Genomic DNA, 24,143 nt, shown 5'->3' on the forward strand with positions numbered 1-24,143 from the left:
TCCTAGCCCCAGAAGCTGAAGGTGTCGTGGTCGAGGGCCTGGGCGCAGCCGCCGCGGGTCATCTTCAGGAACAGCTCGTCGCCGCGCTCGGTGCGCTCAACCGCGATGGCCGAGAACACCCCCATGAACACTCCGTGGACGGCGTAGCGGCGATAGTCCTCCCAGCAGGTCTCCCAGCTGTAGTCCTTGACGCCATAGGTCAGGAGCTCGTCGTGATAGCGGCGGACCAGGTCCTGCTCGTGCTTGCGGCGGGTCTCGAAGGGCAGGCCGGCGGACAGGAAATAGGACACGTCGGTCAGGCCCGGACCGCAGGACACGGTCTGCCAGTCCAGCGTGCCCTGGCGGGCCTTGCCGCCCTGGACGTCGAACAGGATGTTGTCGAGCCGGTAGTCGCCGTGCTGGACCGTGAGCGGAATCTCGCGGGGCTCGTAATAGCCGCCCATGATCTGCGGCAGGCGCTCGACGATGGCCATGTATTCCGGCTCCAGCAGGCCGTCATAGCGCTCGCGATAGGCGGCGATCACCATGGGCATGGCGCCGACGATGTGCGGGGCCAGGTCCTTGCCGGTGTTGAGCCAGTCGATGGTCGGCAGGACCGGATCGCCCCAGCGCGGTCCGTGCAGGGCGGCGGCCTCCAGCATCGCGGTCTCGGCGTCCTCGACCGAGCAGCCTGTGAGCTGGTCGCCGGGGCGCGAGGGGCCCAGGTCCTCGAAGATCAGGGTGAAGTCCTGGGTCTCCAGATTGATGTCGGCGAAGTGGGCCTTGGGCGTGTTGATCTTCACCGTGTGCGCCAGCTCGCGATAGAAGGAGACCTCCTTGCGATAGAGCTGGTGGGCGGCGCCCGAAGCGCGGCTCGACGGATCCTCGGCCGGGAACTTGCCCACCACGCTGGCCGGCGCGCCGGCCTCGGCGGTGTCGTAGGTGAGCTGGAACCGGAAGCTGTCGCCCACCAGGCCGTTGCCGACCGGCTTGGCGGTGATGGCGGTCACCCGGGAGTCCTTGATGGCGCCCGACGCCCTCAGGGCCTGGGTCATCCAGTCCGCGTCGATCCCGGCGGGGCTGGCGGCGATCGCCGGCTTGGTCATGCAAACTCCTCCCGAACGCCCGCCCGCGGCGTCATGGAGGCGCGCCGCTCGGCGGAGATTGGGCAGTAAACTCCATTCCGCTGCGGCGCCTGCAAACGGGAAATGCCTCAGCCGTCCCGAATTCGCGTCAGGCCGTGGCGCGCTCCCCATCCCGCGCGGCGCTCAGGTGGCGGGGGACCAGCAGCATGCAGGGCAGAAGCAGGGCGTAGATGCCGAGCGAGACCAGGACAGCGGCCCTGAAGCCCCCAGGGCCGCCATAGAGCCAGGCGCCGAGAATGTCGCCGAACCGCACGGTCACCCAGTACATGGTCATGAACAGCATCATCATCGCCCCCTGCAGTCCCTTGGGGCACGAGCGGATGGCGAGGTCGGTATAGGCGGACTGGGCTATGCCGCCCATCGCCCCCATCACCGCCGCCGCGATCAGCGCCGTATGAGGCGTCTTGATCATCAGCAGAGGCGACATCTGGAGCACGGCCATGACCGTTCCGACCCACAGCAAGGTCTTCAGCCGGAACCTCTGGCAGAGCCAGCCATAGAGCAGATAGACCGGGGCGAAGGACCCGAAGAAGATGGCGTACCAGGCGCCGACCTGGGCGTCGCTGGCGTGCAGGTCATTGCCCATGTGATAGGGCAGCACCGCCCCTGTGGCCGGGGCGAACTGCCAGATCAACTGGATCAGCAGCACCGGATAGATCGGCGCGTGGCGCAGCAGCCGCAGGGCGTCCGCGGCCATCGTCTCAGTCCGGGGGCCCGTGTCAGCGGTCGTGAACAGGCGGGCCGGGCCAAACAGGCCGAACAGGGCGATGGCCCCCATCAGCCCCGCCCCGATCAGGAACAGGATGCGTGCGGCGACGACCGCGTTCTGGCCCTCGAGATAGGCGCTCAGGACCCCGCCGAGCAGATAGGCCGCCAGGCTCGGAATGGACGAGGCGATGTTCACCACCGTGGCCATCTGGCCGGTGATCGCCTGCTGCTGGCCGGCCGCGGAGACCAGGCCGCGCGCGGCGCTCCACAGCATCTGGACCCCGCAGGTGCCCAGCAGGACCCCGCCCAGCAGCACGAAGTAGCTCGGCGGCAGCAAGGCCATGACGGCGTAGATCGCCACCCCGACCGATCCGAACACCATCAGATGGCCCCGGTCGCCGCGCCCGCCCGGGCTCCAGGTGTCGCGGAGAAATCCGAACAGCACCCCGACCATCAGCGGGATGCCTGCGATCAGGTTGAACTGGGCCAGGGCCGAGGCGTCGAGGTGCAGCTTGTTCTTGAGGAAGAAGGTGATCGGCAGGCCGACCAGTCCCTCATAGGGCACGGAGAACTGCACCAGGGTGAGCAGCAGCCCACCGAAGATCATGAGGCTCCAGCGATCCCGACCCGGCAGGGGCGCGGGCGCGATGGACAGGGCTATGGATTCGACCTCGGCCTCCAGGGCGCCCGTCAAGCGCCGGGCCTGGCTGGCGTGGGGGTGCGGGGGTGATCCATGGCTGTCCTCCTGGGCTCACCCTCTAACAGAGGGTACAAGCGGCGCCATGACAAGTCTGTGCGATGGATCGTCTAATTAGCTCCATGCCCCACCGATTGGCTGGGAATTCCCACCGCCGCTAGGCTTCCGGCCAAGCTTTGGGGGACGGAACATGGCGCTGAAGGTGATCGGCTCGGGACTGGGACGCACGGGGACCAAGTCCCTGCAGACGGCGCTGAACATGCTGGGGCTCGGACCCTGCCACCACATGGTCGAGGTCTTCGCCCATCCGGAAAGCGTGCCCCTGTGGATCGAGGCAGGCGCGGGGCGGCCCAATTGGGACGCGATCTTCTCGGGCTACGGGGCGATGGTGGACTATCCGGGCGCCGCCTACTGGCGCGAACTCGCCGCCTTCTATCCGGACGCCAAGGTGCTGCACACCGTGCGCGATCCGGACCAGTGGTTTGAGTCCACCCAGGCCACGATCTTCAAGCCCGGCTCCGGCGCGAACCAGACCGAGGGGCCGATGGCGCCCTTCTTCAAGAGCTTTATCGGGGCGCTGCAGCCGCATCTGAACGATCGAGCCTATATGACCGACTATTTCGTCCGCCACACCGAGGCGGTGAAGGCGGCGATCCCGGCCGAGCGCCTGCTGGTCTACGAAGCCGGCCAGGGCTGGGAGCCGCTCTGCGCCTTCCTCGGCGTGCCGGTCCCGGCCGAGCCCTATCCGTCGGAGAACAATCGCGCCGAGTTCATCGCCCGCATGGCGGAGATGCAAGCCGGCGGGCCCGGCGCCCACTGAACTCCCGAGGTTTCCGGTCGCTCTTGATAATGGCATTTATAGTGTCATAATATCCGCAAAATCGGCGGGGCGGAGACATGGCGAATTCAGGGACGGCCTGGCTGGCCGGAGCGGCGCGCAAGGCGATCAGCCTCAGCCTCGCGGGCCTGTTGGTCGGTGGTCCGGCCCTGGCCCAGACCCCGGCGGCCCGCCCGCCAAGCGGCCGAACATCGTGCTGATCCTGGTCGACGATTCGGCCCTGATGGACTTCGGCGCCTTCGGGGGCGAAGCCCGCACCCCCAATATCGACCGGCTGGCGGCCAAGGGGGCGATGTTCACGTCCTACCACACCTCGCCGCTCTGCTCGCCGTCGCGGGCCATGCTGCTGACCGGGGTCGACAACCACCGCGCCGGGGTGGCGACCATCGAGGAGATCCTGCCGCCGTCGCAGCGCGGCAAGCATGGCTACGGCCTGCATTTCGAGCCCGGCGTCTGGACCATCGCCGACCGGCTGAGGGCGACAGGCTATCGCACCCTGATGGCCGGCAAGTGGCACCTCGGCCACGGGGCCGGGGAACTGCCCAACGCCCACGGCTTCGACCGGTCCCTGGCGCTGGACGCCTCGGGCGCCGACAACTGGGCGGCCAAGCCCTACATGCCCTATTACCAGGACGCCCCCTGGTTCGAGAACGGCGCGCCCGCCAAGCTGCCCAAGGACTATTATTCCTCCGACCTGCTGGTCGACCGGCTCCAGACCTACATCGACGAAAAGCCGGCCGGGTCCCAGCCCTTCTTCGCCTATCTGGCCTTCCAGGCGGTCCACATCCCGGTCCAGGCGCCCAAGGCCTATTCCGACCACTACAAGGGTCGCTTCGACGCCGGCTGGCCGGCCATCCGCCAGGAACGCGCCGAGCGCGCCCGCAAGCTCGGCCTTCTGCCCCCTGACGCCGACGTCCAGGGCATGCCGGCCTTCACGCGCAAGTGGGAGAGCCTGTCGCCGGACGAGCGCAAGATCTACGCCCGCAGCATGGAGGTCTATTCCGGCATGCTGGAGGCCATGGACGCCAGCATCGGCCGGCTGGAACAGCATCTGGCGGCGCGTGGCGAACTCGACAACACCCTGTTCGTCATCACCTCCGACAACGGCCCCGAGCCCAGCGATCCGGTCCACGCCAAGGGCATGGACATCTGGATGGCCCTGCACGGCTATGCCTGGAAGCTGGCGGGACAGGGCGAGAAGGGCAGCCTGAACTACATCGGCCAGGCCTGGGCCGCGGCGATCTCGGCGCCCGGCCAGCTGTTCAAGTTCTACACCTCCGAGGGCGGGGTGCGCGTGCCGCTCATCCTGTCCGGCCCCGGCGTCGCGCCCGGGACGCGGGTCAACTCCTCGGCCTTCGTCACCGACGTGACCCCGACCCTGATCGACTACGCCGCCGCGGCCCCAGCGCCCGGGGCGCTGGCCATGGACGGGCGAAGCCTCAAGCCGGTGCTGACCGGACAGGCCGCCGCGACCCACGGGCCGGACGAGCCGGTCGGCATCGAGGTCTCCGGCAATTCGGCCCTGTTCCGCGGGACCATGAAGATCACCCGCGACATGCCGCCGATCGGCGACGGCCAGTGGCGGCTCTACGACCTCGCAAAGGACCCCGGCGAGACCAAGGACCTAGCCAAGGCCGAGCCCGCCCTCTTCCAGCAGATGCTGGCCGACTACGCCGCCTATGAGACGCGGGTCGGGGTCGCGCCCCTGCCCAAGGGCTACACCACCGACAAGCAGTTGGTCGGCAATGCGCTCACCCGCCAGGTCGGGTTCCTGAAGGGCGGGCTGATCGGCCTGGCCCTGCTGATCGCGGGCGGCATCGGCTGGCTGATCTGGCGGCGCCGCCGGTGAGCGCGCCGGCCTATGTCCTGCACGGCCTGAAGCTCTCCTATTTCACGGGAAAGCTGGAAGGCTATCTGCGGGCCAAGGGGATCGCCTTCCGCTTCGTGGAGATGGACACCGCCGATTTCCGACGCTGCGCCCGGGCGACCGGCGTCGCTCAGATGCCGCAGCTGGAGACCCCCGACGGCGGCTGGCTGACCGACACCACCGCCATCATCGCCCACTTCGAAGAGGCCGTTCCTGAGCCCCGGCTGCATCCGGTCGACACGCCGGCTCGGTTCCTCAGCCTGCTGATGGAGGACGCCTTCGACGAATGGCTTTGGCGGCCGGCGCTCTATCACCGCTGGGCCTTCGAGGAGGACGCCCGGCTGATGGGCCGCCAGATCGCCCGCACCCTGCTGCGCGATCTCCCCGGACCCTTGGCCCTGCGCAGCTTCATCATCCGCAGGCGCCAGCAACGGGAATATCTGCGGCGCGACGGGGTGACCCTCCAGACCGCGCCGGTGATCGCGGCCCTCTATGGCGAGGTGCTCGATCTGCTGGAGCCGGTCCTGGCCGCGCGCCCTTCCTATTCGGGGCTCGCCCCTGCGAGGCGGACTTCGGCCTGTTCGGCCCCATGTTCCGCCACTTCTCGTCGGATCCGACCCCGGCGGCGATCCTGCGCGACCGCGCGCCCCACGTCCTGGCCTGGACCGCGCGCCTGTGGGTGACGACGCCGGCCGATCTGGCAGATGCGCCGGACCTGACGGAGGCGCCCGCCGATCTCGATCCCCTGCTGCGGAAGATCGGCCGCGAGCACCTGCCGGAGCTGACCGCCCAGGCGGCGGCCGTCGCGCAGGGGCTCACCCGCGCGCGCTTCACGGTCCAGGGCGTTCCCTGGGACCTGCCGGCCTCGCCCTATCGCGCGGGCTGTCTGGCGGCCCTGCAGCGCCGGTTCGCGGCCCTCGCGCCCGCCGACCGCGACATCCTCGCCGCCCGCATCGGCCCCGGCGCGGAGATCCTCGCCGCCGCCCCCCTCGACCCGCCGGTCCGCGCTGCGGGCGGTCCGCCCACGGACCGCCACGGCGTCGGCCGCTAGGTCGGGCTTGCCAAGCCCGCCGGCGCGGGCTTGGCTGGCGGACAGAACAAGACATCAGGGGAGGACGGCATGGACCGGGTGCTGAGCGCGGGCGAGCCGCGTGACGTGGGGCTTTCGCCGCAAGGACTGGCCGCCACCGATCAGGCCATCGCCGATCTCATCGCCCGGGGCGAACTCGCCGGGGCCGTGACCCTGGTCGCCCGCAATGGCCGCATCGTCCACCGCTCGGTCCAGGGCCTGAAGGATCTGGCCAGCGGCGAGCCGCTCGCCCATGACACCCTCTTCCGCATCTTCTCCATGACCAAGCCGGTGACCGGCGTCGCCATGATGATCCTCCACGACCAGGGCCTCTGGTCGCCAGACGACCCGATCGCCAAGCACCTGCCCGAGTTCGAGGGGGTGCGGGTGCGCAAGGGGGAGGGGACCGAGGCCGCCGATCACCCGCCCACCCTGCGCGAGCTCCTGACCCACACCGCCGGCCTGGGCTATGGCTTCAACCCCGAGGATCCCACCGACGCGGCCTATATGGCCGCCGGCGTCTGGACCTCGCCGGACCTCGCCGAATTCTCCCGCCGGATCGCCTCGGTCCCGCTCGCCTATCAGCCGTGCCGCCGCTGGCGCTACAGCCTGTCCATGGACCTGCAGGGCGCGATCATCGAGCGGCTGTCCGGCCAAAGCCTGCCGGAGTTCATGCAGAGCCGCATCTTCGGCCCGCTCGGCATGGTCGACACCGGCTTCCACGTGCCCAAGGCCAAGCTGCCCCGGCTCGCCACCCTCTACCGCATGAGCCAGAAGCGGAAGACGCTCAGCGTGGTTGAACGCCCCATGGGTCGCGGCGACCCCACGATCCCGCCGACCCTCGCGGGCGGCGGCGGCGGCCTGTTCTCGACGATCGACGACTATGCCCGCTTCGCCCAGATGCTGCTGAACAAGGGCGTCTATGGCGGGGCCCGGATCCTCAGTCCCGAGGCGGTGGCCCTGATGACCGCGAACCACCTGTCCGACGAGCTGCTCGGCGGCGGCTATGGCGTCGGCCACCAGCAGATCCGCCCGGGCTACGGCCACGGCTTCGACGGCGCCGTCTTCCACGATCCCGCCGCCGCGGGCTCGAAGGTGGGCAAGGGAACCTATCAGTGGGACGGCGCGGCCGGCACCTGGTTCTGGGTCGATCCCGAGAACGAGCTGTTGTTCGTGGGCCTCATCCAGCGCATGGCCGAGGAGGGCGCCCCGCCGCTCCAGGCCATGACCCAGGCCCTCATCGCCGAGGCCTTGGCCTGACCCGCGTCTAGGCGGCGACCGGCGACAGCGACGCGGTGCGGAACGCGGCGCGGGCGGCCTTCAGGAAGGTCGCGACATTGGCCGAGGCGACTCTGTGCGCCGGGTGCAGGGCGCTCACCGGCAGGACCGGCGTCGCCAGGTCCGGCAGCAGGACGACGAGCCGGCCCGCCTGCACCCCGGCCTTGACCTGATAGCTCAGCGCCCGGGTGATCCCCAGTCCCGCCTCGGCGGCGGCCAGGGCGGCGTCGGCGCTGTTCACCGACAGGCGTGGCTCCAGCCGATGAGCGCGGTCGCCGGGGCGCCAGTCGCTGGCCGGGCCGATCCCCTCGAAGGTGATCAGGTCGTGATCCTCCAGCTCGGCCAGGGTCCGGGGTTCGCCGCGGGCGCCCAGATAGGCGGGGCTGGCCACCAGCATCCGGGTGACCTCGCCCAGCTTCACCGCGATCAGGCTGGAATCGGCCAGCTCGCCGATGCGGATGGCGATGTCGACGCCTTCCTCGGCCAGCTGGACATTGCGGTCCGACAGGCTGAGCCGGATGTTCAGCTCACGGTGCTCGGCCAGCAGGCGGTTGACGATGGGCAGGATGTGCAGCCGTCCGAACAGGATCGGGGCGGCGATGGTCAGCAGGCCGCGGGGGCGGGCGTCCTCGCCGCGCACCCGCCGCTCGGCCTCCTCAAGATCGTCCAGGATCCGCCGGCAGCTGTCGAGGTGGATGGCGCCGCGCTCGGTCAGGGTCACCGAGCGGGTCGTGCGATGGAACAGCAGCACCCCCAGCTCATCCTCCAGCTGGGCCACGCCGCGGGTCACGGCCGAGGGCGACAGCCGCAAGCGCCGGGCGGCTGCCGCGAAGCTGCCCTGGCCGGCGACGGCGACGAAGGCGCGCATGGCGTCCAGACGATCCATGGATCATTGCTAATCTGGCAATAAAGACTTGTCAATTCCCCGGATTATCGCGGAGAGGGCCTGGGTCTAGATCTTCAGCACCGCCGGCGCCGCCGGCTTCCCAACCTGGAGATCCCCATGTCCCGCATCGTCCTGCCCGCCCGTGACGCCGCCCCGGCCGCCTCGCAACCCCTGCTCGACGCCGTCGAAAAGCAGCTCGGTGTCGTGCCGAATCTGTTCCGCCTGACCGCGCTGAGCCCCGCCGCCCTGACCGGGCTCACCAGCCTCAATGGCGCGCTCGGCAAGGCGCTGGACGTCAAGACCCGCGAGCGGATCGCGCTCGCCGTCGCCCAGGTGAACGGCTGCGACTACTGCCTCTCGGTCCACGCCTATCTGGCCGGCAATCTCGCCAAGCTGGACGCCGGCGAGATCGCGCTCGCCCGTCAGGGCCGATCCGGCGATCCCAAGGCCGACGCCGCCGTCGCCTTCGCCGCCAAGATCGCCCAGGCCCGCGGCCACGTCACCGACGCCGATATCGCCGCGGTGCGCGCCGCCGGCTTCACCGACGCCAACATCGTCGAGATCACCGCCCTGGTGGCTGAGAACTTCCTGACCAACTTCCTCAACATCGTGGCCGACACCGAGATCGACTTTCCGGTGCTGCGCACGGCGGAAGCGGCTTAATCCTGACCTGACCCGGGCGACCGTCAGCGGTCGCCCGGAACCCCCCGCGAGGACCCCATGGCCTACACCTTCCTCGACCTCCTCTCGACCCCCGCCGTCCAGGCCGCCCAGACGGCCCAGGGCAGCCGAAAGGTCTGGGAGAACCTCACCGCCGACCGCGCCTTCAACCGGTTCACGGAAAACGAGGCCGCCTTCATCGCCGCCCGCGACAGCTTCTACCTGGCCAGCGTGTCGGAGAGCGGCTGGCCCTATGTGCAGCATCGCGGCGGGCCGCCCGGCTTCCTGCGGGTGCTGGACGAGACCACGCTCGCCTTCGCCGACTTCTCCGGCAACCGCCAGTACATCAGCCTCGGCAATGTCGCGGCCGACGACCGGGTGTCCCTGATCCTGGTCGACTATCCCAATCGGGCGCGGCTGAAGATCCTGGCCCATATGGAGGTGCGCGATCTCGCCGCCGATCCGGACCTCGCCGCGCGCCTGACCACGCCCGGCTACAAGGGCCGGCCGGAACGGGCCTTCGTGCTGCGGCTTGAGGCCTTCGACTGGAACTGCCCCCAGCACATCACCCCGCGCTTCACGGCCGAGGAGCTTGCGCCGTCGCTAGCGCCCATCCGCGACCGGCTCGCCGCCCTCGAGGCCGAGAACCAGGCGCTGCGCGACCAGCTCGCCGCCGCCCAAGGACCTTCCACATGACCAACGTCCCCCGACCGCCCCTGCCGCCCTTCGACCGCGCGGGCGCCCTGATCAAGGTCCGCCGCGCGGAAGACGCCTGGAACGGCCGCGATCCCGCCAAGGTCGCGCTCGCCTATACGCCGGACAGCCGCTGGCGGAACCGCGATGTCTTCCTCACCGGCCGCGCGGCCATCACCGAATTCCTCACCGCCAAGTGGGTCCGGGAGCAGGACTACCGGCTGATCAAGGAGCTCTGGGCCTTCACCGACCACCGCATCGCCGTGCGCTTCGTCTACGAATGGCGCGACGCCTCGGGCCGGTGGTTCCGCTCCCACGGCAATGAGAACTGGGCCTTCGACGCCGACGGCCTGATGGCCGAGCGCCACGCCAGCATCAACGACGTCGCCATCACCGAGGATCAGCGCCTGTTCCACTGGGACCGCGCAGGTCCGCGCCCGGACGATCATCCGGGCCTGACCGAGCTGGGGCTGTGAGGCGAGGGGGCCGTCCGCGAACGGCCCCGCCCGCGCCTATTTCAGGGTGTTGAGATAGGCGATCAGGTTCTGCAACTGGGCCGGGTTCTTCAGGCCGCCATAGGTCATGCGCACCCCCGGCAGGGTCTTGGCCGGCGCCGCGATATAGGTGCTGAGCCGGTCGGAGGTCCACACCCCGCCCGCGGCCTTCATCGCCGGGGAATAGGCGAAGCCGGGCATGGTGGCGGTCTTGCGGCCCACCACCCCGAACAGGGTCGGGCCCAGGATCGGCTTGGCCCCCTTGGCCGCCGAATGGCAGACGGCGCACTGGGCGGTGAACACGGCCTTGCCCGCGGCGGCGTCGCCCGCGGCGGCGGCGGGCAGGGCGGCGGCGAGGACGGCGCCGGCGACGATCGCCGCGCTCAGGCGGGCCGGGGTCAGGAAGCGGAACATGGGGAGGCTCTCTGCATCTGTTGGCGTGCGGCGTCCCCGCGCGCCTTATCCGCCCCAGCTCGACCGGCGTCAAACGCAAGTGAAACCGAAACGGGCGTCCCCAGGGTGCGCCGCCGAAGGGTCAGCCGGCCTCGGCCGCCGCCTTCCAGCGGAACTGGTTGAGCGGCAGGCGCAGGGGCTGGGCGTGGGTGTCGTCGCGCAGCCAGGCCAGGCCGTCCTCCAGGGCCTCGATGCGGTAGATGGGCATGCCGCCGGCGTCCAGCGACACCCATTCGCCGACCTGGGCGGGAGCGGCGGCGGGGTCCAGCAGCGACCAGGCCAGGGTGCGGGGGTTTGTCATCGTCGTCTCGTGGGTGCGAACCGCCGAGCTGCAGCGGCTGAGACACAACCCTGCGCCCAGACCGCTGAGGGGCGGCTGAAGTCTCCGGTCAGCCGCCGTTCATCCGAACCCCGACGGTCGGGGTGAAAGATGTGTGCGGGCGACTATATTGCTCCCGTCACCCAAGGAACCGCCCATGCCCCAGCCGATGAAGATCGATTTCGTCTCCGACGTCTCCTGCCCCTGGTGCGTGGTCGGTCTGGGCGGCCTGGAGGAGGCGCTCGCGCGCGTCGGCGATCTCGTCCAGGCGGACATCCGGTTCCAGCCCTTCGAGCTCAATCCCGACATGCCGCCGGAGGGCCAGAACATCGTCGAGCATGTCGCCCAGAAGTACGGGGCCACGCCCCAGCAGTCGGCCGCCAACCGCGCAGCGATCCGCGCCCGCGCCGCCGAGGTCGGCTTTACCATGGCGATGACCGACGACAGCCGCATCTACAACACCTTCGACGCCCACCGCCTGCTGCATTGGGCCGGCGTGGTCGGCGGCCAGGCGGCCCTGAAGAAGGCCCTGTTCGACGCCTATTTCACGCAAGGCCGCAATCCCAGCGACCACGACGACTTGGTCGCCGCCGCCGAGGCCGCGGGGCTCGACGGCGCCGCGGCGCGTGAGGTGCTCGCCACCGGCCGCTACGCCGACGAGGTGCGGGCGGAGGCCTGGAAGTGGCGCTCCGAAGGCATCTCCGCCGTGCCGGCCGTGGTCATCAATGAGCGCTATCTGATCTCCGGCGGCCAGCCGGCGGAGGCCTTCGAAAAGGCCATCCGCCACATCGCCGCCGAGATGGCCCAGGCCTGACCGACGTCAGATGGCGGTGTAGCCGCCGTCGATCACCAGCTCCGCCCCGGTCATGAAGCTGGACTCGTCCGAGGCCAGGAACACGATGCCGTCGGCGATCTCGCGCGGAACGCCCAGCCGCCCCATCGCGTGGCGGGAGATCAGCATGTCGCGCATCTCGTTTCCGTTCTCGGCGGCGTGCAGGACGTTGGCCACCATCGGCGTCTCGATGAAGCCCGGATGCACCGAATTGACCCGGACGCCCAGCGGCGCAAGCTCCAGGGCCGTGGACTTGGTCAGCATCAGGACCCCGCCCTTGGACGCGCAATAGGCCGGCGCGCCGGGCAGGCCGACCTTCCCCAGGATCGAGGACAGGTTGATGATCGAGCCGCCGCCGGTCTCCACCATGGACGGCGCCACGGCCCGCATCCCCAGGAAGGTGCCGTCCAGATTGATCGACAGGATGCGCCGCCAGGACTCGAAGCTGATCTCCAGCAGGGGGCCGCCTTCGCTCGCCACCCCGGCGCTGTTGACCAGCACGTCGATGCGCCCGAACCGCTCGCGCGCGGTCCGCACCACCTCGGCCCAGCCGGCCTCGTCGGTGACGTCGTGGGCGATGAACAGGGCCTGGGATCCGATCTCGGCGGCCACCGCCGCCCCGGCCTCGGCGGCCATGTCGGTCAGGACCAGGGACGCGCCTTCCCGCGCCAGCCGCCGGGCGCTTTCCGCCCCCAACCCCGACGCCGCGCCCGTGATCAACGCCACCTTGCCCGCAACCCGTCCCGCCATCGTCCTGCTCCCTCGTCCGATCGGGGTCTGACGCCCCGCGCGGCGACCTTAGCCGAGCGCGGTCGGGTGCGAAGCCCTGAGTTCCCCGATCAGCGACCACGGCGGCGCCAGACCGTCCCGAACACCCGCAGGAAATTGCCGCTCAGGAACGCCCTGACCTGCGCCTCGCCATAGCCGCGCCGCAGCAGCTCCGACACCACCAGGGGCAGCTGGAGATAGCTGGTCATCACGGGGCGGAAATTGGCGTCCATGTCGGTGCCGAGCGCCACGTGCTCGGGCCCGACCGTCTCGGCCAGTTGGAAGATCCGGTCGACATAGTCATTGAGCGTCGCCGCCCCGATCCCGGCCGGCCAGGCGCCGATCACCCCGCCCTGGGCGGCGATCTCTCGCGCCAGGGCCGGGCTGATGAAGCGGGGGTTCTCGGTCCCGCGGCCCAGGATAAATGTGTGCGAGCACATCACCGGCCGGTCGGTCGCCGCCAGCACCCCGCGCACCACCGGCTCGGCCGCATGGGCGACATCGACGATCATGCCCAGCCGGCCCATCTCGCTCACCACCTCGCGGCCGAAGGCGGTCAGGCCCTGGCTCGCCCCCGGCGCGGTCTGGGTCTCTCCCAGCGGGTTGGAGTGATAGTGCACCAGGGTGATCGACCGCACCCCGTCCGCGAAGGCGCCGCCGAGGCCCGCCAGCTCGCCGCCCAGGAAGTCCGCGCCCTCCACCGTCAGCAGGGCGCCGATCTCGCCGCGTCGCTTGAAGCGGGCGAAATCGCCGGGCTCGCGCACCAGCCTGGCGCCGGCCGCCTGCACATAGGTCTTCAGATTGGCGATCTGGCGCCCATAGCTCGCCTGGGCCTCGCCCGGTGCGAAGTCGCGCGTGGCGGCCAGGGCCGTGCCCCGGGCGTCGAGGATCTGCATGTCGGCCACCGCCGCGAAGCTTGCGCCCGAGACGCCGCCGGCCCGCATGTCGGCGATGGCGCGATCCTCGAACGGTCCTCCGGCGATGATCGAGGCCGCCGCCGCCGACAGCCCCACCGCGCCGCGCCCGAAGGTCCGGCCCGGGTGGGCGTGAAGGTCGATGGCCGGAACCCGGTCCAGCAGCCGCCGGGCCTTGGCCACGAATTGAGCGTCCGGCGTGAAGCCCAGATGCTCGCTGTCCACGGGCGCCTCCGCCGCCTGAGCCGCCCCCAGCGGCAGAAGCGCCGCGGCCCCCATGGCCATCAGCCTGCGTCGGTCGGTGATGTGCATGTCGATGTCCCTCAGGTCTGATGTCGCTTCAGCTTGCCTGACGAGGCCGCCAAAGCCGACAGCCCGTCTTAGATCGCGCTCATCGGCGGCGATACAGACCTTGCGGTCGGGCTCCCATCAGGGCCCCGGCGGTCTTGTTGTAATAACCGTCAATAGTGATATTGACGGCGCGAGCGGGGCGTCAATCGCCCCGGGGCGAGCCTTTCCAGAGGGCCTGTCCCGTGGGAGCATCCCAGGCCAAGGTGGGGGACGGGCGATTGCCGGACATGGAAGGTTCTACGCCCGATGCGGGGCAGGCCCCCGTCGGCAAGCCGTCGCTGCCTGTGAAGCTGGCTTACAGTCTCGGCCAGGCGGCCCAGAACGGCGGGTTCGACACCGCGATCGGCTTCGTCTTCTTCTACTATTCCGCGGTCCTGGGTCTGTCCGGGGCGCTCGTCGGCGCGGCGCTGGCGGTGAGCCTGGCGTTCGACGCCGTCGTGGACACGGTCGTCGGCTCCTGGTCGGATAACCTCAGATCCCGGCTCGGGCGGCGCATTCCGCTGATGATCCTGGCCGCGCCGCTGATCGCCGTCTCGGTGGGGCTGCTGTTCTCGCCGCCGGCGGGCTGGGACAGGCCGGTCTGTTCGGCTGGCTGACGGTCATGTCGGTCGCCGCGCGCAGCGCCATTTCCCTGTTCAACGTCCCCTACATCGCCCTGGGGGCGGAAATGGCGACGGACTATGTCGAACGCACCAGCGTGGTCATGTATCGCGCCGTGGCCGGCCTGGTGACGGCCGTGATGATCACGGCGGCGGGCTATTCGCTGTTCTTCGCCAACGGGGGCCTGCAGCGTCCCGACGGCTATCCCGGGTTCGGATGGTCGGTGGCCGGGCTCCTGCTGGCCTGCATGACCCTCTGCTGCCTGGGCGTCTGGCGCTACGCCGCCAGCCTGCCCCAGCCCGAGCAGGCGCCCGGCGCTATGTGGCGCAGGCTGCCGGGCGAGGTGGTCGAGATCTTCGGCAATCGCTCGTTCCGGCTGCTGTTCGTCTCCGCCGTGATCCTGTTCGCGGCCCTGGGCCTGAACGCCAGCCTCAACAATCACGCCTTCATCTTCGTCTGGCGCATGAAGAGCGAGCTGATCCAGTTCATAGGCTACGCCTACATGATCGGCATTCTGCTCGGCGTCACCGGCGCCCCGATGCTCCAGAAGGTGATGGAGAAGAAGAACGTCGTGGTCTTCGGCTTCGCCCTTCTGATCGCCAACTGGCTGGTCCTGCAGGGTCTCATGCTCGCCGGGGTCTACCTGCCGCTGGGCCACGCGGCCCTTCTGCCGATGCAGATCAATTCCTTCGTGGCCGGCATCGGCACGGGCTTCGTGTCGGTGGCCTATCCGTCGATGATGGCCGACGCCGCGGACGAGCACGAGCACCTGTTCGGCCGCCGCCGTGAGGGGCTCTATTTCGCGGGCCTCGGGTTCGCCGGCAAGGCGGCGACGGGGCTTGGGGTCATGGCGGCGGGCGTCGCCCTGGATCTGGTGCGGTTCCCCAAGGATATCGGCCGGTCGGTGGGCGCGGTCCTCAGCCACGACATGCAGGTGAGGCTGGTGCTCATCTGGGGGCCGGTCGCCGCGGTGATCGCGGTCGTGTCCCTGGTGATCTTCGCCTCCTACAGCATCACCCGCGCCCGCCACGCCGAGATCGCCCTGGCCCTGGGTCGCTCAAGCCCTGAGGCTTAAGCGGTAAACACGGTCATTGAGGCTGTCAGCGACGCTGGAGATTGTCGCAAGAGGTGGGACGGCCCCTTCGACGGTCTGCGCCGGAGCCTCAGTTTGTCGCTGGAAATGGAAGAGGCCCGCGCGGGTGTTCGCCGGGCCTCATGGCGTTGTCCTGGAACTCAAGCACCGGGCCGTGGTCAACACCCTGTCAAAATAGGCCATCGCCATGCCGCCGCAAAGCCCATGGTCGCCTGGATCACCTGGTCCGCCTCTTTGTGAAGAAGCGATGATATGAGCGTTCGGCGACGCAAATAGATGGGCGGTGAAATATCTATATTTTCCACGGCGATATACATAAAACGCCGCCTGTAATTCAGAAATATTGCATCGCAGTCTTGGCGTCTGACGTCTTTTCTCTGACCTGCGGCCCAGCGCGCCGTGGTCATTCGTCAGGAGAGCGTCGTGAGCTCTGTCAGCCTCAAGACCCGGGAAGCCGGGACCCGTTATTCGATCCAGTTGCTCAATCCGACCATCGGCGCCGAGGTGTCCGGGGTGGATCTGGCCCAGCCGCTGTCGGCGGAGGAGCGGGCCGAGCTCAAGGCTCTGCTCTTGCAGTACAAGGTGCTGTTCTTCCGCGATCAGGCGATCACCCGCGACCAGCAGGTCGCCTTCGCCCTGAACTTCGGCGAGCTCTATGCGCATCCGACCGGTGGGGTCGACACCCACCGGGTGGTTCAGCCGATCGCGGCGGAGAACTTCAAGAAATATGCCGTCAGCGAGAGCCACTGGCATACGGACACCAGCTGGCGGATCGACCCGTCCTTCGGCGCCGTCCTGCGGGCGGTGCACATTCCCGAGGTCGGCGGCGACACCATCTGGGCGGACGGCGGGGCGATCTATCGCGGCCTGCCGGAGGATTTGAAGCGCCGGATCGACGACCTCTATGTCGTCCATGACTATCAGGACGCCCTGACCCGCTCGGGCGTGCGCTATCCGCTGGTGTCCCACCCCATCGTCCGCACCCATCCCGAGACGGGCGAGGACATTTTCTGGGTCAATTTCAGCCTCAAGCCGCGGATCGTCGATCTGGATCGGGCCGAGAGCGACGCCCTGCTGGCCCGGCTCTACGCCGAGGTGAAGCGGCCGGAATATCACGCCCGCTTCCGCTGGCGGCCGAACTCGGTGGCCTTCTGGGATAACCGGGCCGGCCTGCACTATGCGGTGCGCGACTACGGCGATTTCCCCCGCGTGATGGAGCGCGTCCTGATCGCCTCCGATGACATCCCCCATCGGGTGCGGGCCTAGCGCCCGCATCCCGCCGCGGCGTCCGCCTCCCGACGGACGCCGCGGCCCTTCCGTCCCACCTCCGACAGCCAAGACGGCGCCCGGCTCGCACCGGGACGGCCGCGCCATGAGTTGATGATGACCAAGACCGAGACCTTCCCCCGCCAGCGGCTTCGAGCCCGCGCCCTCCTGCTGACCGCGGCCTCCGTGATCGCCCTGGGCGGTGCGGCCCGGGCCGCCGAGGCCGACGCCACCGATGTCGAGGCCGTGGTGGTCACCGGGGTGCGCGGCGGGGTTCACCGCACCGTGGCCGACAGCCCGGCGCCGATCGACGTCATCCAGGAGAGCCAGCTCACCGACACCGGCAAGGTCGGGCTGAAGGAAGTGCTGAACACCCTGCTGCCGTCCTTCAACCTGCCGGGCATCAATGGCGGCGGGACGTCCTGGACCGTTCGGGCCATCACCCTGCGCGGCCTGAACGGCGACCAGGCCCTGTTCCTGGTCAATGGCAAGCGCCGGCACACGACCGCCCTGATCAACAATCTGGCCCGGGTGGGGCGCGGCGGGGTGCCGGTCGATCTCGACCTGATCCCCTCGGCCGCCATCGACCATATCGAGGTGCTGCGCGATGGCGCGGCGGCCCAATACGGCTCCGACGCCATCGCCGGCGTGATCAACATCATCCTCAAGGACAAGACCGAGGGCGGGGAGGTGAGCGCCCAGGCCGGCCGGTTCTACCTGGCCGACGGCGAGACCTATTCAGTGTCGGCCAATTATGCGCGGCCCCTAGGGCAGGCGGGTTTCGTCGATTTCGGCTTCAACTGGAAGAACAATGCGGCGGCCTCGCGGGCCATCCCGTCCCAGGCCAAGTACATTTATCCGGCTCTAGCCAACGGCAGCCCCGATCCGCGCGACGCCACGGTCGACCGCTACTACTGGGGCCAGTCCTACGGCGCCGGCGAGGAGGACCTGCTGGCCGCCTCCTATAATGGCGAACTGCCGTTGGCCAACGGGATCACCGTCTATTCCTTCGGCACCCTCAGCCACCGGGCGTCGAAGAAGAACACCGGCAGCTTCCTGCCCAACAACACGATCCGGCCCAACACGACCACGGCCCTGCCGGAGGTCTATCCGCTCGGCTTCAACGCCCTGCGCCGGATCTTCGAGCTTGATGAGCAGGTGGCGGTGGGCGCGCGAGGCGCGACCTCTGGCTGGGCCTGGGACCTCTCGACCACGGCGGCGCACGACAACGCCCAGCTCGACGCCGAGAACACCCTGAACGCCACGCTGGGCCCGGCCAGCCCGACCTATTTCCACCTGTCGACGCACCGCTTCGATCAGGTCACCACCAATCTGGATGTCAGCCGCGACTATCAGGTCGGCCTCGCCAAGCCTCTGTCGGTCGCCTGGGGCCTGGAGCAGCGCTACGAGCAGTTCGAGATCCTGCCCGGCGACGCCGCATCCTATGTGGTCGGCTCTTACGTCATCCCGGCGGGCCAGCCCTTCGCGGGCAAGCCGCCGGCGCCGGGCCTGTCCTCCTATGCCGGCACCACCCCGGCCGACGCCGGCAAGATCAACCGCAACACCTATGCGGCCTATGTGGACCTGGGGACCAATCTGACCCGGACCTGGTACGTCGGCGCGGCCGGCCGGTTCGAGCACTACACGGGCGGGGTCGGCGATACGACCAGCGGCAAGTTCTCCACCCGCTGGGAGTTCCTGCCGGGCTACGCCCTGCGCGCCACGGTCTCCAACGGGTTCCGCGCACCGTCCCTGGCCCAGACCATCTTCGCGTCCTCGACCTTCACCAGCGTCCAGTGCCCGCCGCCAGCCGGGGTGGTGGCCAACTGCATCGCCGGCCAGCCCTATGTCTCCACCCCGACCAAGGTGCTGCCGGTCTTCACCCCCGTGGCCAAGGCCCTGGGCGCTGAGCCGCTGCGGCCGGAAACCTCGGTGAACTACAGCGCCGGTCTCACGGCGGAGCCGATCTCGCGCCTGCGCCTGACGCTCGACGCCTACCAGATCGAGATCAAGGACCGCATCGTCGACACCGGCACGATCAAGGGGCCGGTGGTGGGCGCGATCCTGGCGGCCAACGGCCTGCAGAGCGACCTGTCGGTCTCCTACTACACCAACGCGGTCGACACCCGGACGCGCGGCCTCGACGCGGTGGCCGAATACAGCTTCGACCTGAAGGACTGGGGCGATCTGCGCCTGTCGGGCGCCTATGCCTGGACCAAGACGGTCATCACCCACCTGAAGCCGACGCCGGCGGTGCTATCGTCCCTGGGCTACGCCCTGTTCGACCGCCAGAAGCAGGCGGACCTGACCATCGCCCAGCCCCGCAACAAGGTGATCCTGTCGGCGACATGGGACCGCGGGCCTCTGACGGTGGCCTTCCGCGAGACCCGCTATGGCTCCTGGACCGAGGCCGGCGCCCAGGCGGTCAGCGACCGCACCTTCTCCGGCAAGTGGGTGGCGGACTTGGACGTCTCCTACGAGGTCAATCCGACCACGACGGTGGCGCTCGGGGCCAACAACCTGTTCGACCAGTATCCCGACAAGATCGGCGTGCTCAGCCCCGACACCGGCACGGGCCAGTACGGCAACCTGTCCCCCTTCGGCATCACCGGCGGCTACTATTACGGCCGCGTGACGCGGCGGTTCTGACCATGCAGCGACGCACCCTCATCTTCTCCGGCCTCGCCGGCGGCCTGGCGGCCTGCGCGCCGAAGACCGCAGCGACCGGCGTGCTCAAGGTCGGCAGCCAGAAAGGCGGGACCAAGGCCCTGGTCCTGGCCTCCGGCGTCCTGGCGGGCGCGCCCTATCGGGTGGAATGGAGCGAATTCCCCGCCGCCCAGCACCTGCTGGAGGCGGTCGGCGCCGGCGCTGTGGACCTGGGGGCGGTGGGCGATGCGCCCTTCCTGTTCGCCTATGCCAATGGCGGCAAGGTCAAGGCGGTGCAGGCCGCGCGGTCCTCCGGCGGCGGATCGGGTACGGCGGTCGTGGTTCCGGGCGGATCGTCCATCCGCACGGCCGCCGATCTCAAGGGGCGCAAGGTGGCGACGGGCCGCGGCTCCATCGGCCACTATCTGCTGCTGCGGCTGATCGAACAGGCCGGGCTGAGACCTTCGGACGTGACCCTGGTGTTCCTGTCCCCGGGCGACGCCAAGGCCGCCTTCTCGACCGGCGCGGTCGACGCCTGGGCGACCTGGGGCGCCTATATCGCGCTCGCCCAGCAAGGCGGGGCGCGGGTGCTGGCGGACGGGCGGGGGCTGTTGTCGGGTTACGGCTTCGAGGTCGCCAATGTCCAGGCGATCGCGACCAAGCGCGCTGAGATCCTCGACTTCCTGACCCGGCTGTCCAGGGCCCAGAAATGGGTCGGGGACCACAAGGCCGCGTACGCCGCGACGCTCGCCAAGGAGACCGGCCTTGATCTCGTCATCGCGGCCCAGACCCTGAGCTCCACGCGGGGCGAGCCGGTTCCCATCGACGCGACGGTGATCGCCGAGGAGCGGCAGGTCCTGGCCAGGTTCCAGGCGGCCGGCGCGATCCCGCCAGGCGCTGACATCGCCGGGGCGTTCGACGCCTCGTTCAACGCGGCCGTGGCGCCGTGAGCGCCAGGTCCGTCCGTCTCCCCTCACGCTGAAAGGAGCCCGCCATGGCCCAGACCGAAACCCTTCGCCAGCTACTCGCCGACCTCCACGCCGAGCGCGAGCGGACCTGGGATCCCGCCCAGTTGAAGCTCAATATCGACCAGCGCCGCATCCTGGTTGAGACCGCGGTCCCGTCGCGCTGGGTGAAGGCCGGCGACCGCCTGGGCCCGTTCGCGCTTGAGGAGGTGGACGGTGAGCCACTGACCCTGGAGAGCCTGACCCTGAACGGGCCGGCGGTGCTGATCTTCTTCCGCTTCGCCGGCTGCCCGGCCTGCAATATCGCCTTGCCCTATTATGAGCGGACCCTCGCGCCGGGGCTGAAGGCGCTGGGCGCCCGGCTTGTGGCGGTGAGCCCTCAGATCCCGGAGCGGCTGGTCGAGATCAAGCGCCGGCACAATCTGAGCTTCGAGGTGGCGACGGACCGGGACAACGCGCTCGGCCGGCGCTTCGGCGTGCTCTACACCGCCGATCCCGCCAATCAGGCCGCGGCCAAGGCCAAGGGGAGCTTCATCGGCGACACCACCGGGACAGGGGCCTGGGAACTGCCCCAGCCGACCGTGGTGGTGATCGGGACCGACGGAGTGGTAAGTTTCGCCGACGTCAGCCCTGACTGGCTGGTCCGCACCGAGGCCGAGCCGATCCTGGCGGCGGTCCGCGCGCTCACTCTGGAGTCCGCCCGATGAGCGCGAGCCTGACCGACCGCCGCGCCGTCCTGGCCGGGCTTGCCGCCGGAGCGGCCAGCCCCGCCCTGGCGGACGATCTCGACGCGCGGGCCAGGCGCATCCACGCCGCGACCCTGGTGCTCGACAGCCACCTGGACATCCCGCTCGACTACGGGACCGGCGCCCACGACCCGGCGATCGACGGCGACACCCAGGTCGATTTGCCCAAGCTGGAGCGGGGCGGGGTGGGCGCCGCGGCCTTCGCGGTGTTCGCGCCCCAGGGGCCGCGCACGGCGGAGGGCTTCGCCGCCGCCCGCACCCAGGCCGAGACCAAGCTCAAGGCGATCCACGGCATCGCCGAGCGATATCCCCTGCGCGCCGCCCTGGCGCTCAGTCCCGACCAGGTGCTGGCCGCCCGCAAGGCCGGCAAGGTCGCGGTGATCCCGAGCTTCCTCAACGCCTATTCCCTGGGAACCGACCCTGCGGCGCTCGACAGTTTCGTGGCGCGCGGGGTGCGGGTGCTGGGCTTCGTCCATGCGGGCAACAATGACTATGCCGACTCCTCGCGGCCCAGCGGGACGCCGGCCGTCGAGCACGGCGGCCTGTCGCCGCTGGGCAAGGCGGCGGTGCCGCGCCTGAACAGGCTCGGCGTGCTGATCGACGTCTCCCAGCTCACCGTGGACGGCGTGCTTCAGACGCTGGCGCTCAGCCGGGCTCCGGTGGTGGCGACCCATTCGGGCGTGCGGGGCGTCGTCGATGTTCCGCGCAATCTCTCCGACCGGGAGCTCGACGCCATCGCCGCCAAGGGCGGGGTGGTCCAGATCGTCGCCTTCAAGAGCTATCTGGTGCGGCCGGGCGCCGACTATGCCGACAAGGTCCGGGCCCTGAGGGCCGAGGTCGGTTTGCCGGCGGCGTTCGAGAAGCCCGGCGATGACGCGTCCGCCCTGCCGGCCGATGTCCGCGCCGACTACACCCACCGGCTGGGCGGCCTGCTGCGCGACGCCACGGTCGCCGACCTGGCGGACTCGATCGACTACGCCGTCAAGCGGGTCGGGATCGATCATGTCGGGGTGGGATCGGACTTCAACCACGGCGGCGGGGTGACCGGCTGGCGCAATGCCGGCGAGGCCTTTGGCGTCACCCGCGAGCTGGTGCGGCGCGGCTATTCGCAGGCCCAGATCGGCAAGATCTGGGGAGGCAACTTCCTGCGCGCCTGGCGGGGCGCCGAAGCGGCGAGGGGTTAGGCCCTCGCCGCAAGGTCGCCGAACTGGCGATCGAAATAGACCAGGGGGTTCCCGTCGCGGGCGGACGCCTGGCTGATGTCCAGAATGAAGATGGTGTGGCTGCCGGCGTCGATCCGGCAGTGCACCGGACCGCTGAACGCGACCAGCGCGTCCTTCAGCACCGGCGGCTCCAGCGGCACGGTGCGCCAGCCGTCGCCAAACCGCTCATGCGCCAAATCGGAGCTGGAGAACCGCGCCGCCTCGCCGTCCTGGTCGGCCGCCAGGATCGACAGGCTGATCGCCGGCGCCGCCAGCAGGGCCCCGTGCGCCGAGGCCGCCTTGCGGATGCAGAACAGCACCCGGGGCGGCTCCGTCGAGAGCCCGGTCAGGGAGCTGACCAGCAGCCCCCTGGGCTGGTCGCCGGACCAGCAGGCGACCACGGCCACGCCCGACGCGAGCCGGGCCAGACCGTCCTTGAAGGCCGCCGCGTCGGCCGGTGGCCAGAGGCGGACGACATCGCAGGCCTCAAACATGTCCGCGAGGTCCGCCGGGGTGTGAGCCTGGAGCGCGCCGTCCGCCATCACCGCCTCCCTCAGCCCGCCGCCGCGATGGGGTTGGCGTCGCGCTGGGCGACCAGTTCCCGCACGCGGGGCAGCAGGTCGCGGCCATAGCCGATGGCGTCGTCCAGGGGGTCGAAGCCACGGATCAGGAAGGTCGAGACGCCCAGGTCGTAATAGTCGAGCAGGGCCTCGGCCACCTGGTCGGGCGTGCCCACCAGGCCGGTGGAATTGCCGCTGGCGCCGGTGACCGCGGCGACGCCGGTCCACAGACGCTTGTCCAGGCGCGTGCCCTGGGCCGCGGCCTGCAGCAGGCGCTGCGAGCCCTCATTGGGCGGGGTGTGGCCCTCGGTCGGCAGGCCCGCGGCCTTACGGACCTCGATGGTGCGGGCGACGATGTCGTCGGCGCGCTTCCAGGCGGCCTCCTCGGTGTCGGCGATGACCGGGCGCAGGGACAACGAGAACTTCACGTCGCGGCCGTGCTTGGCGGCGGCGGCGCGCACCCGGGCGATGGTCTCGCGCACCTGGGCCTGGGTCTCGCCCCACAGGGCGAAGATGTCGGCGTGCTTGCCGGCGACCGGGATCGCCTCGTCGGAGGAGCCGCCGAAATAGATCGGGATATGCGGCTGCTGCAGCGGCTTCACGGAGCCGAAGCCCTGGACGACGTTGTAGTAATTTCCCTTGTAGTCAAAGGGCTTGGCGCTGGTCCATTCCTGCTTGACGATGTCCAGGTACTCGTCGGTGCGGGCGTAGCGTTCGGCCTTGTTGGTGTGGTCGCCGTCCTTGGCCATCTCGGCGTCCGAGCCGCCGGTGATGATGTGGACCGCGATGCGGCCCTTGCTGAAATGGTCCAGGGTGGCGAGCTGGCGGGCCGCGATGGTCGGCGCCGTAAAGCCCGGACGGTGGGCGATCATGAAGCCCAGCTTCTCGGTCACGCTGGCCGCATGGGCGACGATCAGGATGCTCTCCGGCGAGGTCGAGCCGAAGGCCACCAGGGCCCGGTCGAACCCGCCGGCGTCATGGGCCTTGGCGACCTTCTCGACATAGTCGACGTCGAGCGCCGGCCCCTTGGCCGGATGGGTTTCCGAGGCGTGCTGGGCCCCGATGAAGCCGATGAATTCGACAGGCATTCCAATCTCCTAGGCCGTTGTCTGAG

26 protein-coding genes are annotated in these 24,143 nt (G+C 69.8%); 17 read left to right on the forward strand and 9 right to left on the reverse strand.

All coding sequences use genetic code 11. The features are described from left to right. Positions 1 to 2: 2 nt before the first annotated feature. Positions 3 to 1,085 carry an ecdysteroid 22-kinase family protein gene (locus tag MQH10_RS07075; RefSeq protein ID WP_242563366.1) on the reverse strand — a complete coding sequence of 361 codons (1,083 nt, stop codon included), beginning with the start codon at positions 1,083 to 1,085 and terminating at the stop codon, positions 3 to 5. A gap of 127 nt (positions 1,086 to 1,212) precedes the next feature. Beyond that, on the reverse strand, positions 1,213 to 2,526 hold the full coding sequence (locus tag MQH10_RS07080; RefSeq protein WP_242563367.1) for an MFS transporter: 1,314 nt from the start codon (positions 2,524 to 2,526) through the stop codon (positions 1,213 to 1,215). 193 nt (positions 2,527 to 2,719) lie between these two features. Here MQH10_RS07080 and MQH10_RS07085 point away from each other — a divergent pair, with 193 nt between their 5' ends. The 6 genes from MQH10_RS07085 (at position 2,720) to MQH10_RS07110 (ending at position 7,563) form a co-directional block, all read left to right on the forward strand. Continuing rightward, positions 2,720 to 3,349 carry a sulfotransferase family protein gene (locus MQH10_RS07085; RefSeq protein ID WP_242563368.1) on the forward strand — a complete coding sequence of 210 codons (630 nt, stop codon included), beginning with the start codon at positions 2,720 to 2,722 and terminating at the stop codon, positions 3,347 to 3,349. A gap of 77 nt (positions 3,350 to 3,426) precedes the next feature. Then, the gene (locus MQH10_RS07090; protein ID WP_242563369.1) at positions 3,427 to 3,567 is read left to right on the forward strand and encodes a hypothetical protein; all 141 of its coding nucleotides are present in this window, start codon (positions 3,427 to 3,429) and stop codon (positions 3,565 to 3,567) included. Beyond that, on the forward strand, positions 3,561 to 5,216 hold the full coding sequence (locus MQH10_RS07095; RefSeq protein WP_242563370.1) for an arylsulfatase: 1,656 nt from the start codon (positions 3,561 to 3,563) through the stop codon (positions 5,214 to 5,216). Before MQH10_RS07090 ends, MQH10_RS07095 begins: the two co-directional genes overlap by 7 nt. Beyond that, the gene (locus MQH10_RS07100) at positions 5,213 to 5,917 is read left to right on the forward strand and encodes a glutathione S-transferase N-terminal domain-containing protein (RefSeq protein ID WP_242563371.1); all 705 of its coding nucleotides are present in this window, start codon (positions 5,213 to 5,215) and stop codon (positions 5,915 to 5,917) included. The genes MQH10_RS07095 and MQH10_RS07100 overlap by 4 nt, the downstream gene beginning before the upstream one ends. Then, complete coding sequence (locus MQH10_RS07105; RefSeq protein WP_242563372.1) at positions 5,914 to 6,285, forward strand: hypothetical protein; 372 nt, start codon at positions 5,914 to 5,916, stop codon at positions 6,283 to 6,285. The genes MQH10_RS07100 and MQH10_RS07105 overlap by 4 nt, the downstream gene beginning before the upstream one ends. Positions 6,286 to 6,354: 69 nt before the next feature. Further along, positions 6,355 to 7,563, forward strand: coding sequence for a serine hydrolase domain-containing protein (locus MQH10_RS07110; RefSeq protein WP_242563373.1), 1,209 nt, complete (start codon positions 6,355 to 6,357; stop codon positions 7,561 to 7,563). A gap of 7 nt (positions 7,564 to 7,570) precedes the next feature. Here MQH10_RS07110 and MQH10_RS07115 read toward each other — a convergent pair whose 3' ends face one another. Then, the gene (locus MQH10_RS07115) at positions 7,571 to 8,467 is read right to left on the reverse strand and encodes a LysR family transcriptional regulator (RefSeq protein WP_242563374.1); all 897 of its coding nucleotides are present in this window, start codon (positions 8,465 to 8,467) and stop codon (positions 7,571 to 7,573) included. Between the two features lie 117 nt (positions 8,468 to 8,584). Between MQH10_RS07115 and MQH10_RS07120 the strand changes: the two genes are divergently transcribed. The 3 genes from MQH10_RS07120 to MQH10_RS07130 are packed head-to-tail and all read left to right on the forward strand — an operon-like array spanning position 8,585 to position 10,296. Then, on the forward strand, positions 8,585 to 9,130 hold the full coding sequence (locus MQH10_RS07120; RefSeq protein ID WP_242563375.1) for a carboxymuconolactone decarboxylase family protein: 546 nt from the start codon (positions 8,585 to 8,587) through the stop codon (positions 9,128 to 9,130). Positions 9,131 to 9,187: 57 nt separating this feature from the next. Beyond that, positions 9,188 to 9,823: a pyridoxamine 5'-phosphate oxidase family protein gene (locus tag MQH10_RS07125; RefSeq protein WP_242563376.1), complete on the forward strand. Its 636-nt coding sequence runs from the start codon at positions 9,188 to 9,190 to the stop codon at positions 9,821 to 9,823. Beyond that, positions 9,820 to 10,296, forward strand: coding sequence for a nuclear transport factor 2 family protein (locus MQH10_RS07130; RefSeq protein WP_242563377.1), 477 nt, complete (start codon positions 9,820 to 9,822; stop codon positions 10,294 to 10,296). The genes MQH10_RS07125 and MQH10_RS07130 overlap by 4 nt, the downstream gene beginning before the upstream one ends. Before the next feature lie 36 nt (positions 10,297 to 10,332). Here MQH10_RS07130 and MQH10_RS07135 read toward each other — a convergent pair whose 3' ends face one another. Next, complete coding sequence (locus MQH10_RS07135) at positions 10,333 to 10,728, reverse strand: c-type cytochrome (protein WP_242563378.1); 396 nt, start codon at positions 10,726 to 10,728, stop codon at positions 10,333 to 10,335. A gap of 121 nt (positions 10,729 to 10,849) precedes the next feature. Continuing rightward, positions 10,850 to 11,068: a hypothetical protein gene (locus MQH10_RS07140; RefSeq protein WP_242563379.1), complete on the reverse strand. Its 219-nt coding sequence runs from the start codon at positions 11,066 to 11,068 to the stop codon at positions 10,850 to 10,852. A 175-nt stretch (positions 11,069 to 11,243) separates the two neighbouring features. Between MQH10_RS07140 and MQH10_RS07145 the strand changes: the two genes are divergently transcribed. After that, positions 11,244 to 11,900, forward strand: a complete 657-nt coding sequence (locus MQH10_RS07145; protein ID WP_242563380.1) for a DsbA family oxidoreductase — start codon at positions 11,244 to 11,246, stop codon at positions 11,898 to 11,900. A gap of 6 nt (positions 11,901 to 11,906) precedes the next feature. Here the strand turns inward: MQH10_RS07145 and MQH10_RS07150 are convergent, their stop codons facing one another. Continuing rightward, on the reverse strand, positions 11,907 to 12,668 hold the full coding sequence (locus tag MQH10_RS07150; protein ID WP_242563381.1) for a glucose 1-dehydrogenase: 762 nt from the start codon (positions 12,666 to 12,668) through the stop codon (positions 11,907 to 11,909). Between the two features lie 89 nt (positions 12,669 to 12,757). Continuing rightward, on the reverse strand, positions 12,758 to 13,912 hold the full coding sequence (locus tag MQH10_RS07155; RefSeq protein WP_242563382.1) for a dipeptidase: 1,155 nt from the start codon (positions 13,910 to 13,912) through the stop codon (positions 12,758 to 12,760). 221 nt (positions 13,913 to 14,133) lie between these two features. On the opposite strand from MQH10_RS07155, the gene MQH10_RS26325 reads away from it, so the two are divergent. From MQH10_RS26325 to MQH10_RS07185, 7 genes are all read left to right on the forward strand, one after another. Next, a complete protein-coding gene (locus tag MQH10_RS26325; RefSeq protein WP_336605054.1) occupies positions 14,134 to 14,547 on the forward strand; it encodes an MFS transporter in 414 nt (137 codons plus the stop codon). 5 nt (positions 14,548 to 14,552) lie between these two features. After that, positions 14,553 to 15,626 carry an MFS transporter gene (locus MQH10_RS07160; protein WP_272886776.1) on the forward strand — a complete coding sequence of 358 codons (1,074 nt, stop codon included), beginning with the start codon at positions 14,553 to 14,555 and terminating at the stop codon, positions 15,624 to 15,626. Between the two features lie 441 nt (positions 15,627 to 16,067). Next, positions 16,068 to 16,910, forward strand: coding sequence for a TauD/TfdA dioxygenase family protein (locus MQH10_RS07165; protein WP_242563383.1), 843 nt, complete (start codon positions 16,068 to 16,070; stop codon positions 16,908 to 16,910). 117 nt (positions 16,911 to 17,027) lie between these two features. Further along, positions 17,028 to 19,559, forward strand: a complete 2,532-nt coding sequence (locus tag MQH10_RS07170; RefSeq protein WP_242563384.1) for a TonB-dependent receptor plug domain-containing protein — start codon at positions 17,028 to 17,030, stop codon at positions 19,557 to 19,559. 2 nt (positions 19,560 to 19,561) lie between these two features. Then, entirely contained in the window at positions 19,562 to 20,506 is a 945-nt protein-coding gene (locus tag MQH10_RS07175) for an ABC transporter substrate-binding protein (protein WP_242563385.1), read from the forward strand. A gap of 44 nt (positions 20,507 to 20,550) precedes the next feature. After that, complete coding sequence (locus tag MQH10_RS07180) at positions 20,551 to 21,228, forward strand: peroxiredoxin-like family protein (RefSeq protein WP_242563386.1); 678 nt, start codon at positions 20,551 to 20,553, stop codon at positions 21,226 to 21,228. Continuing rightward, a complete protein-coding gene (locus tag MQH10_RS07185; protein WP_242563387.1) occupies positions 21,225 to 22,451 on the forward strand; it encodes a dipeptidase in 1,227 nt (408 codons plus the stop codon). Before MQH10_RS07180 ends, MQH10_RS07185 begins: the two co-directional genes overlap by 4 nt. Here the strand turns inward: MQH10_RS07185 and MQH10_RS07190 are convergent. Together MQH10_RS07190 and MQH10_RS07195 are read right to left on the reverse strand one after the other, a co-directional pair. Continuing rightward, positions 22,448 to 23,011, reverse strand: coding sequence for a flavin reductase family protein (locus tag MQH10_RS07190; RefSeq protein ID WP_242563388.1), 564 nt, complete (start codon positions 23,009 to 23,011; stop codon positions 22,448 to 22,450). The two genes, MQH10_RS07185 and MQH10_RS07190, sit on opposite strands and share 4 nt — an antisense overlap. An 11-nt stretch (positions 23,012 to 23,022) precedes the next feature. Further along, positions 23,023 to 24,117 (reverse strand): LLM class flavin-dependent oxidoreductase, encoded by a 1,095-nt coding sequence (locus MQH10_RS07195; protein WP_242563389.1) that lies wholly within the window; start codon positions 24,115 to 24,117, stop codon positions 23,023 to 23,025. Between the last annotated feature and the right edge of the window lie 26 nt (positions 24,118 to 24,143).

Source organism: Phenylobacterium aquaticum, from assembly GCF_022695515.1.
Taxonomy (GTDB): Bacteria; Pseudomonadota; Alphaproteobacteria; order Caulobacterales; family Caulobacteraceae; genus Phenylobacterium; species Phenylobacterium aquaticum.

Bases quoted from the DNA above. Each gene is read 5' to 3' on its own strand.
- MQH10_RS07075 (WP_242563366.1), bottom strand. From the start codon at position 1,085: ATGACCAAGCCGGCGATCGCCGCCAGCCCCGCCGGGATCGACGCGGAC.
- MQH10_RS07085 (WP_242563368.1), top strand. From the start codon at position 2,720: ATGGCGCTGAAGGTGATCGGCTCGGGACTGGGACGCACGGGGACCAAG.
- MQH10_RS07090 (WP_242563369.1), top strand. From the start codon at position 3,427: ATGGCGAATTCAGGGACGGCCTGGCTGGCCGGAGCGGCGCGCAAGGCG.
- MQH10_RS07110 (WP_242563373.1), top strand. From the start codon at position 6,355: ATGGACCGGGTGCTGAGCGCGGGCGAGCCGCGTGACGTGGGGCTTTCG.
- MQH10_RS07115 (WP_242563374.1), bottom strand. From the start codon at position 8,467: ATGGATCGTCTGGACGCCATGCGCGCCTTCGTCGCCGTCGCCGGCCAG.
- MQH10_RS07120 (WP_242563375.1), top strand. From the start codon at position 8,585: ATGTCCCGCATCGTCCTGCCCGCCCGTGACGCCGCCCCGGCCGCCTCG.
- MQH10_RS07125 (WP_242563376.1), top strand. From the start codon at position 9,188: ATGGCCTACACCTTCCTCGACCTCCTCTCGACCCCCGCCGTCCAGGCC.
- MQH10_RS07130 (WP_242563377.1), top strand. From the start codon at position 9,820: ATGACCAACGTCCCCCGACCGCCCCTGCCGCCCTTCGACCGCGCGGGC.
- MQH10_RS07135 (WP_242563378.1), bottom strand. From the start codon at position 10,728: ATGTTCCGCTTCCTGACCCCGGCCCGCCTGAGCGCGGCGATCGTCGCC.
- MQH10_RS07140 (WP_242563379.1), bottom strand. From the start codon at position 11,068: ATGACAAACCCCCGCACCCTGGCCTGGTCGCTGCTGGACCCCGCCGCC.
- MQH10_RS07145 (WP_242563380.1), top strand. From the start codon at position 11,244: ATGCCCCAGCCGATGAAGATCGATTTCGTCTCCGACGTCTCCTGCCCC.
- MQH10_RS07150 (WP_242563381.1), bottom strand. From the start codon at position 12,668: ATGGCGGGACGGGTTGCGGGCAAGGTGGCGTTGATCACGGGCGCGGCG.
- MQH10_RS07155 (WP_242563382.1), bottom strand. From the start codon at position 13,912: ATGCACATCACCGACCGACGCAGGCTGATGGCCATGGGGGCCGCGGCG.
- MQH10_RS07160 (WP_272886776.1), top strand. From the start codon at position 14,553: ATGTCGGTCGCCGCGCGCAGCGCCATTTCCCTGTTCAACGTCCCCTAC.
- MQH10_RS07170 (WP_242563384.1), top strand. From the start codon at position 17,028: ATGACCAAGACCGAGACCTTCCCCCGCCAGCGGCTTCGAGCCCGCGCC.
- MQH10_RS07175 (WP_242563385.1), top strand. From the start codon at position 19,562: ATGCAGCGACGCACCCTCATCTTCTCCGGCCTCGCCGGCGGCCTGGCG.
- MQH10_RS07180 (WP_242563386.1), top strand. From the start codon at position 20,551: ATGGCCCAGACCGAAACCCTTCGCCAGCTACTCGCCGACCTCCACGCC.
- MQH10_RS07185 (WP_242563387.1), top strand. From the start codon at position 21,225: ATGAGCGCGAGCCTGACCGACCGCCGCGCCGTCCTGGCCGGGCTTGCC.
- MQH10_RS07190 (WP_242563388.1), bottom strand. From the start codon at position 23,011: ATGGCGGACGGCGCGCTCCAGGCTCACACCCCGGCGGACCTCGCGGAC.
- MQH10_RS07195 (WP_242563389.1), bottom strand. From the start codon at position 24,117: ATGCCTGTCGAATTCATCGGCTTCATCGGGGCCCAGCACGCCTCGGAA.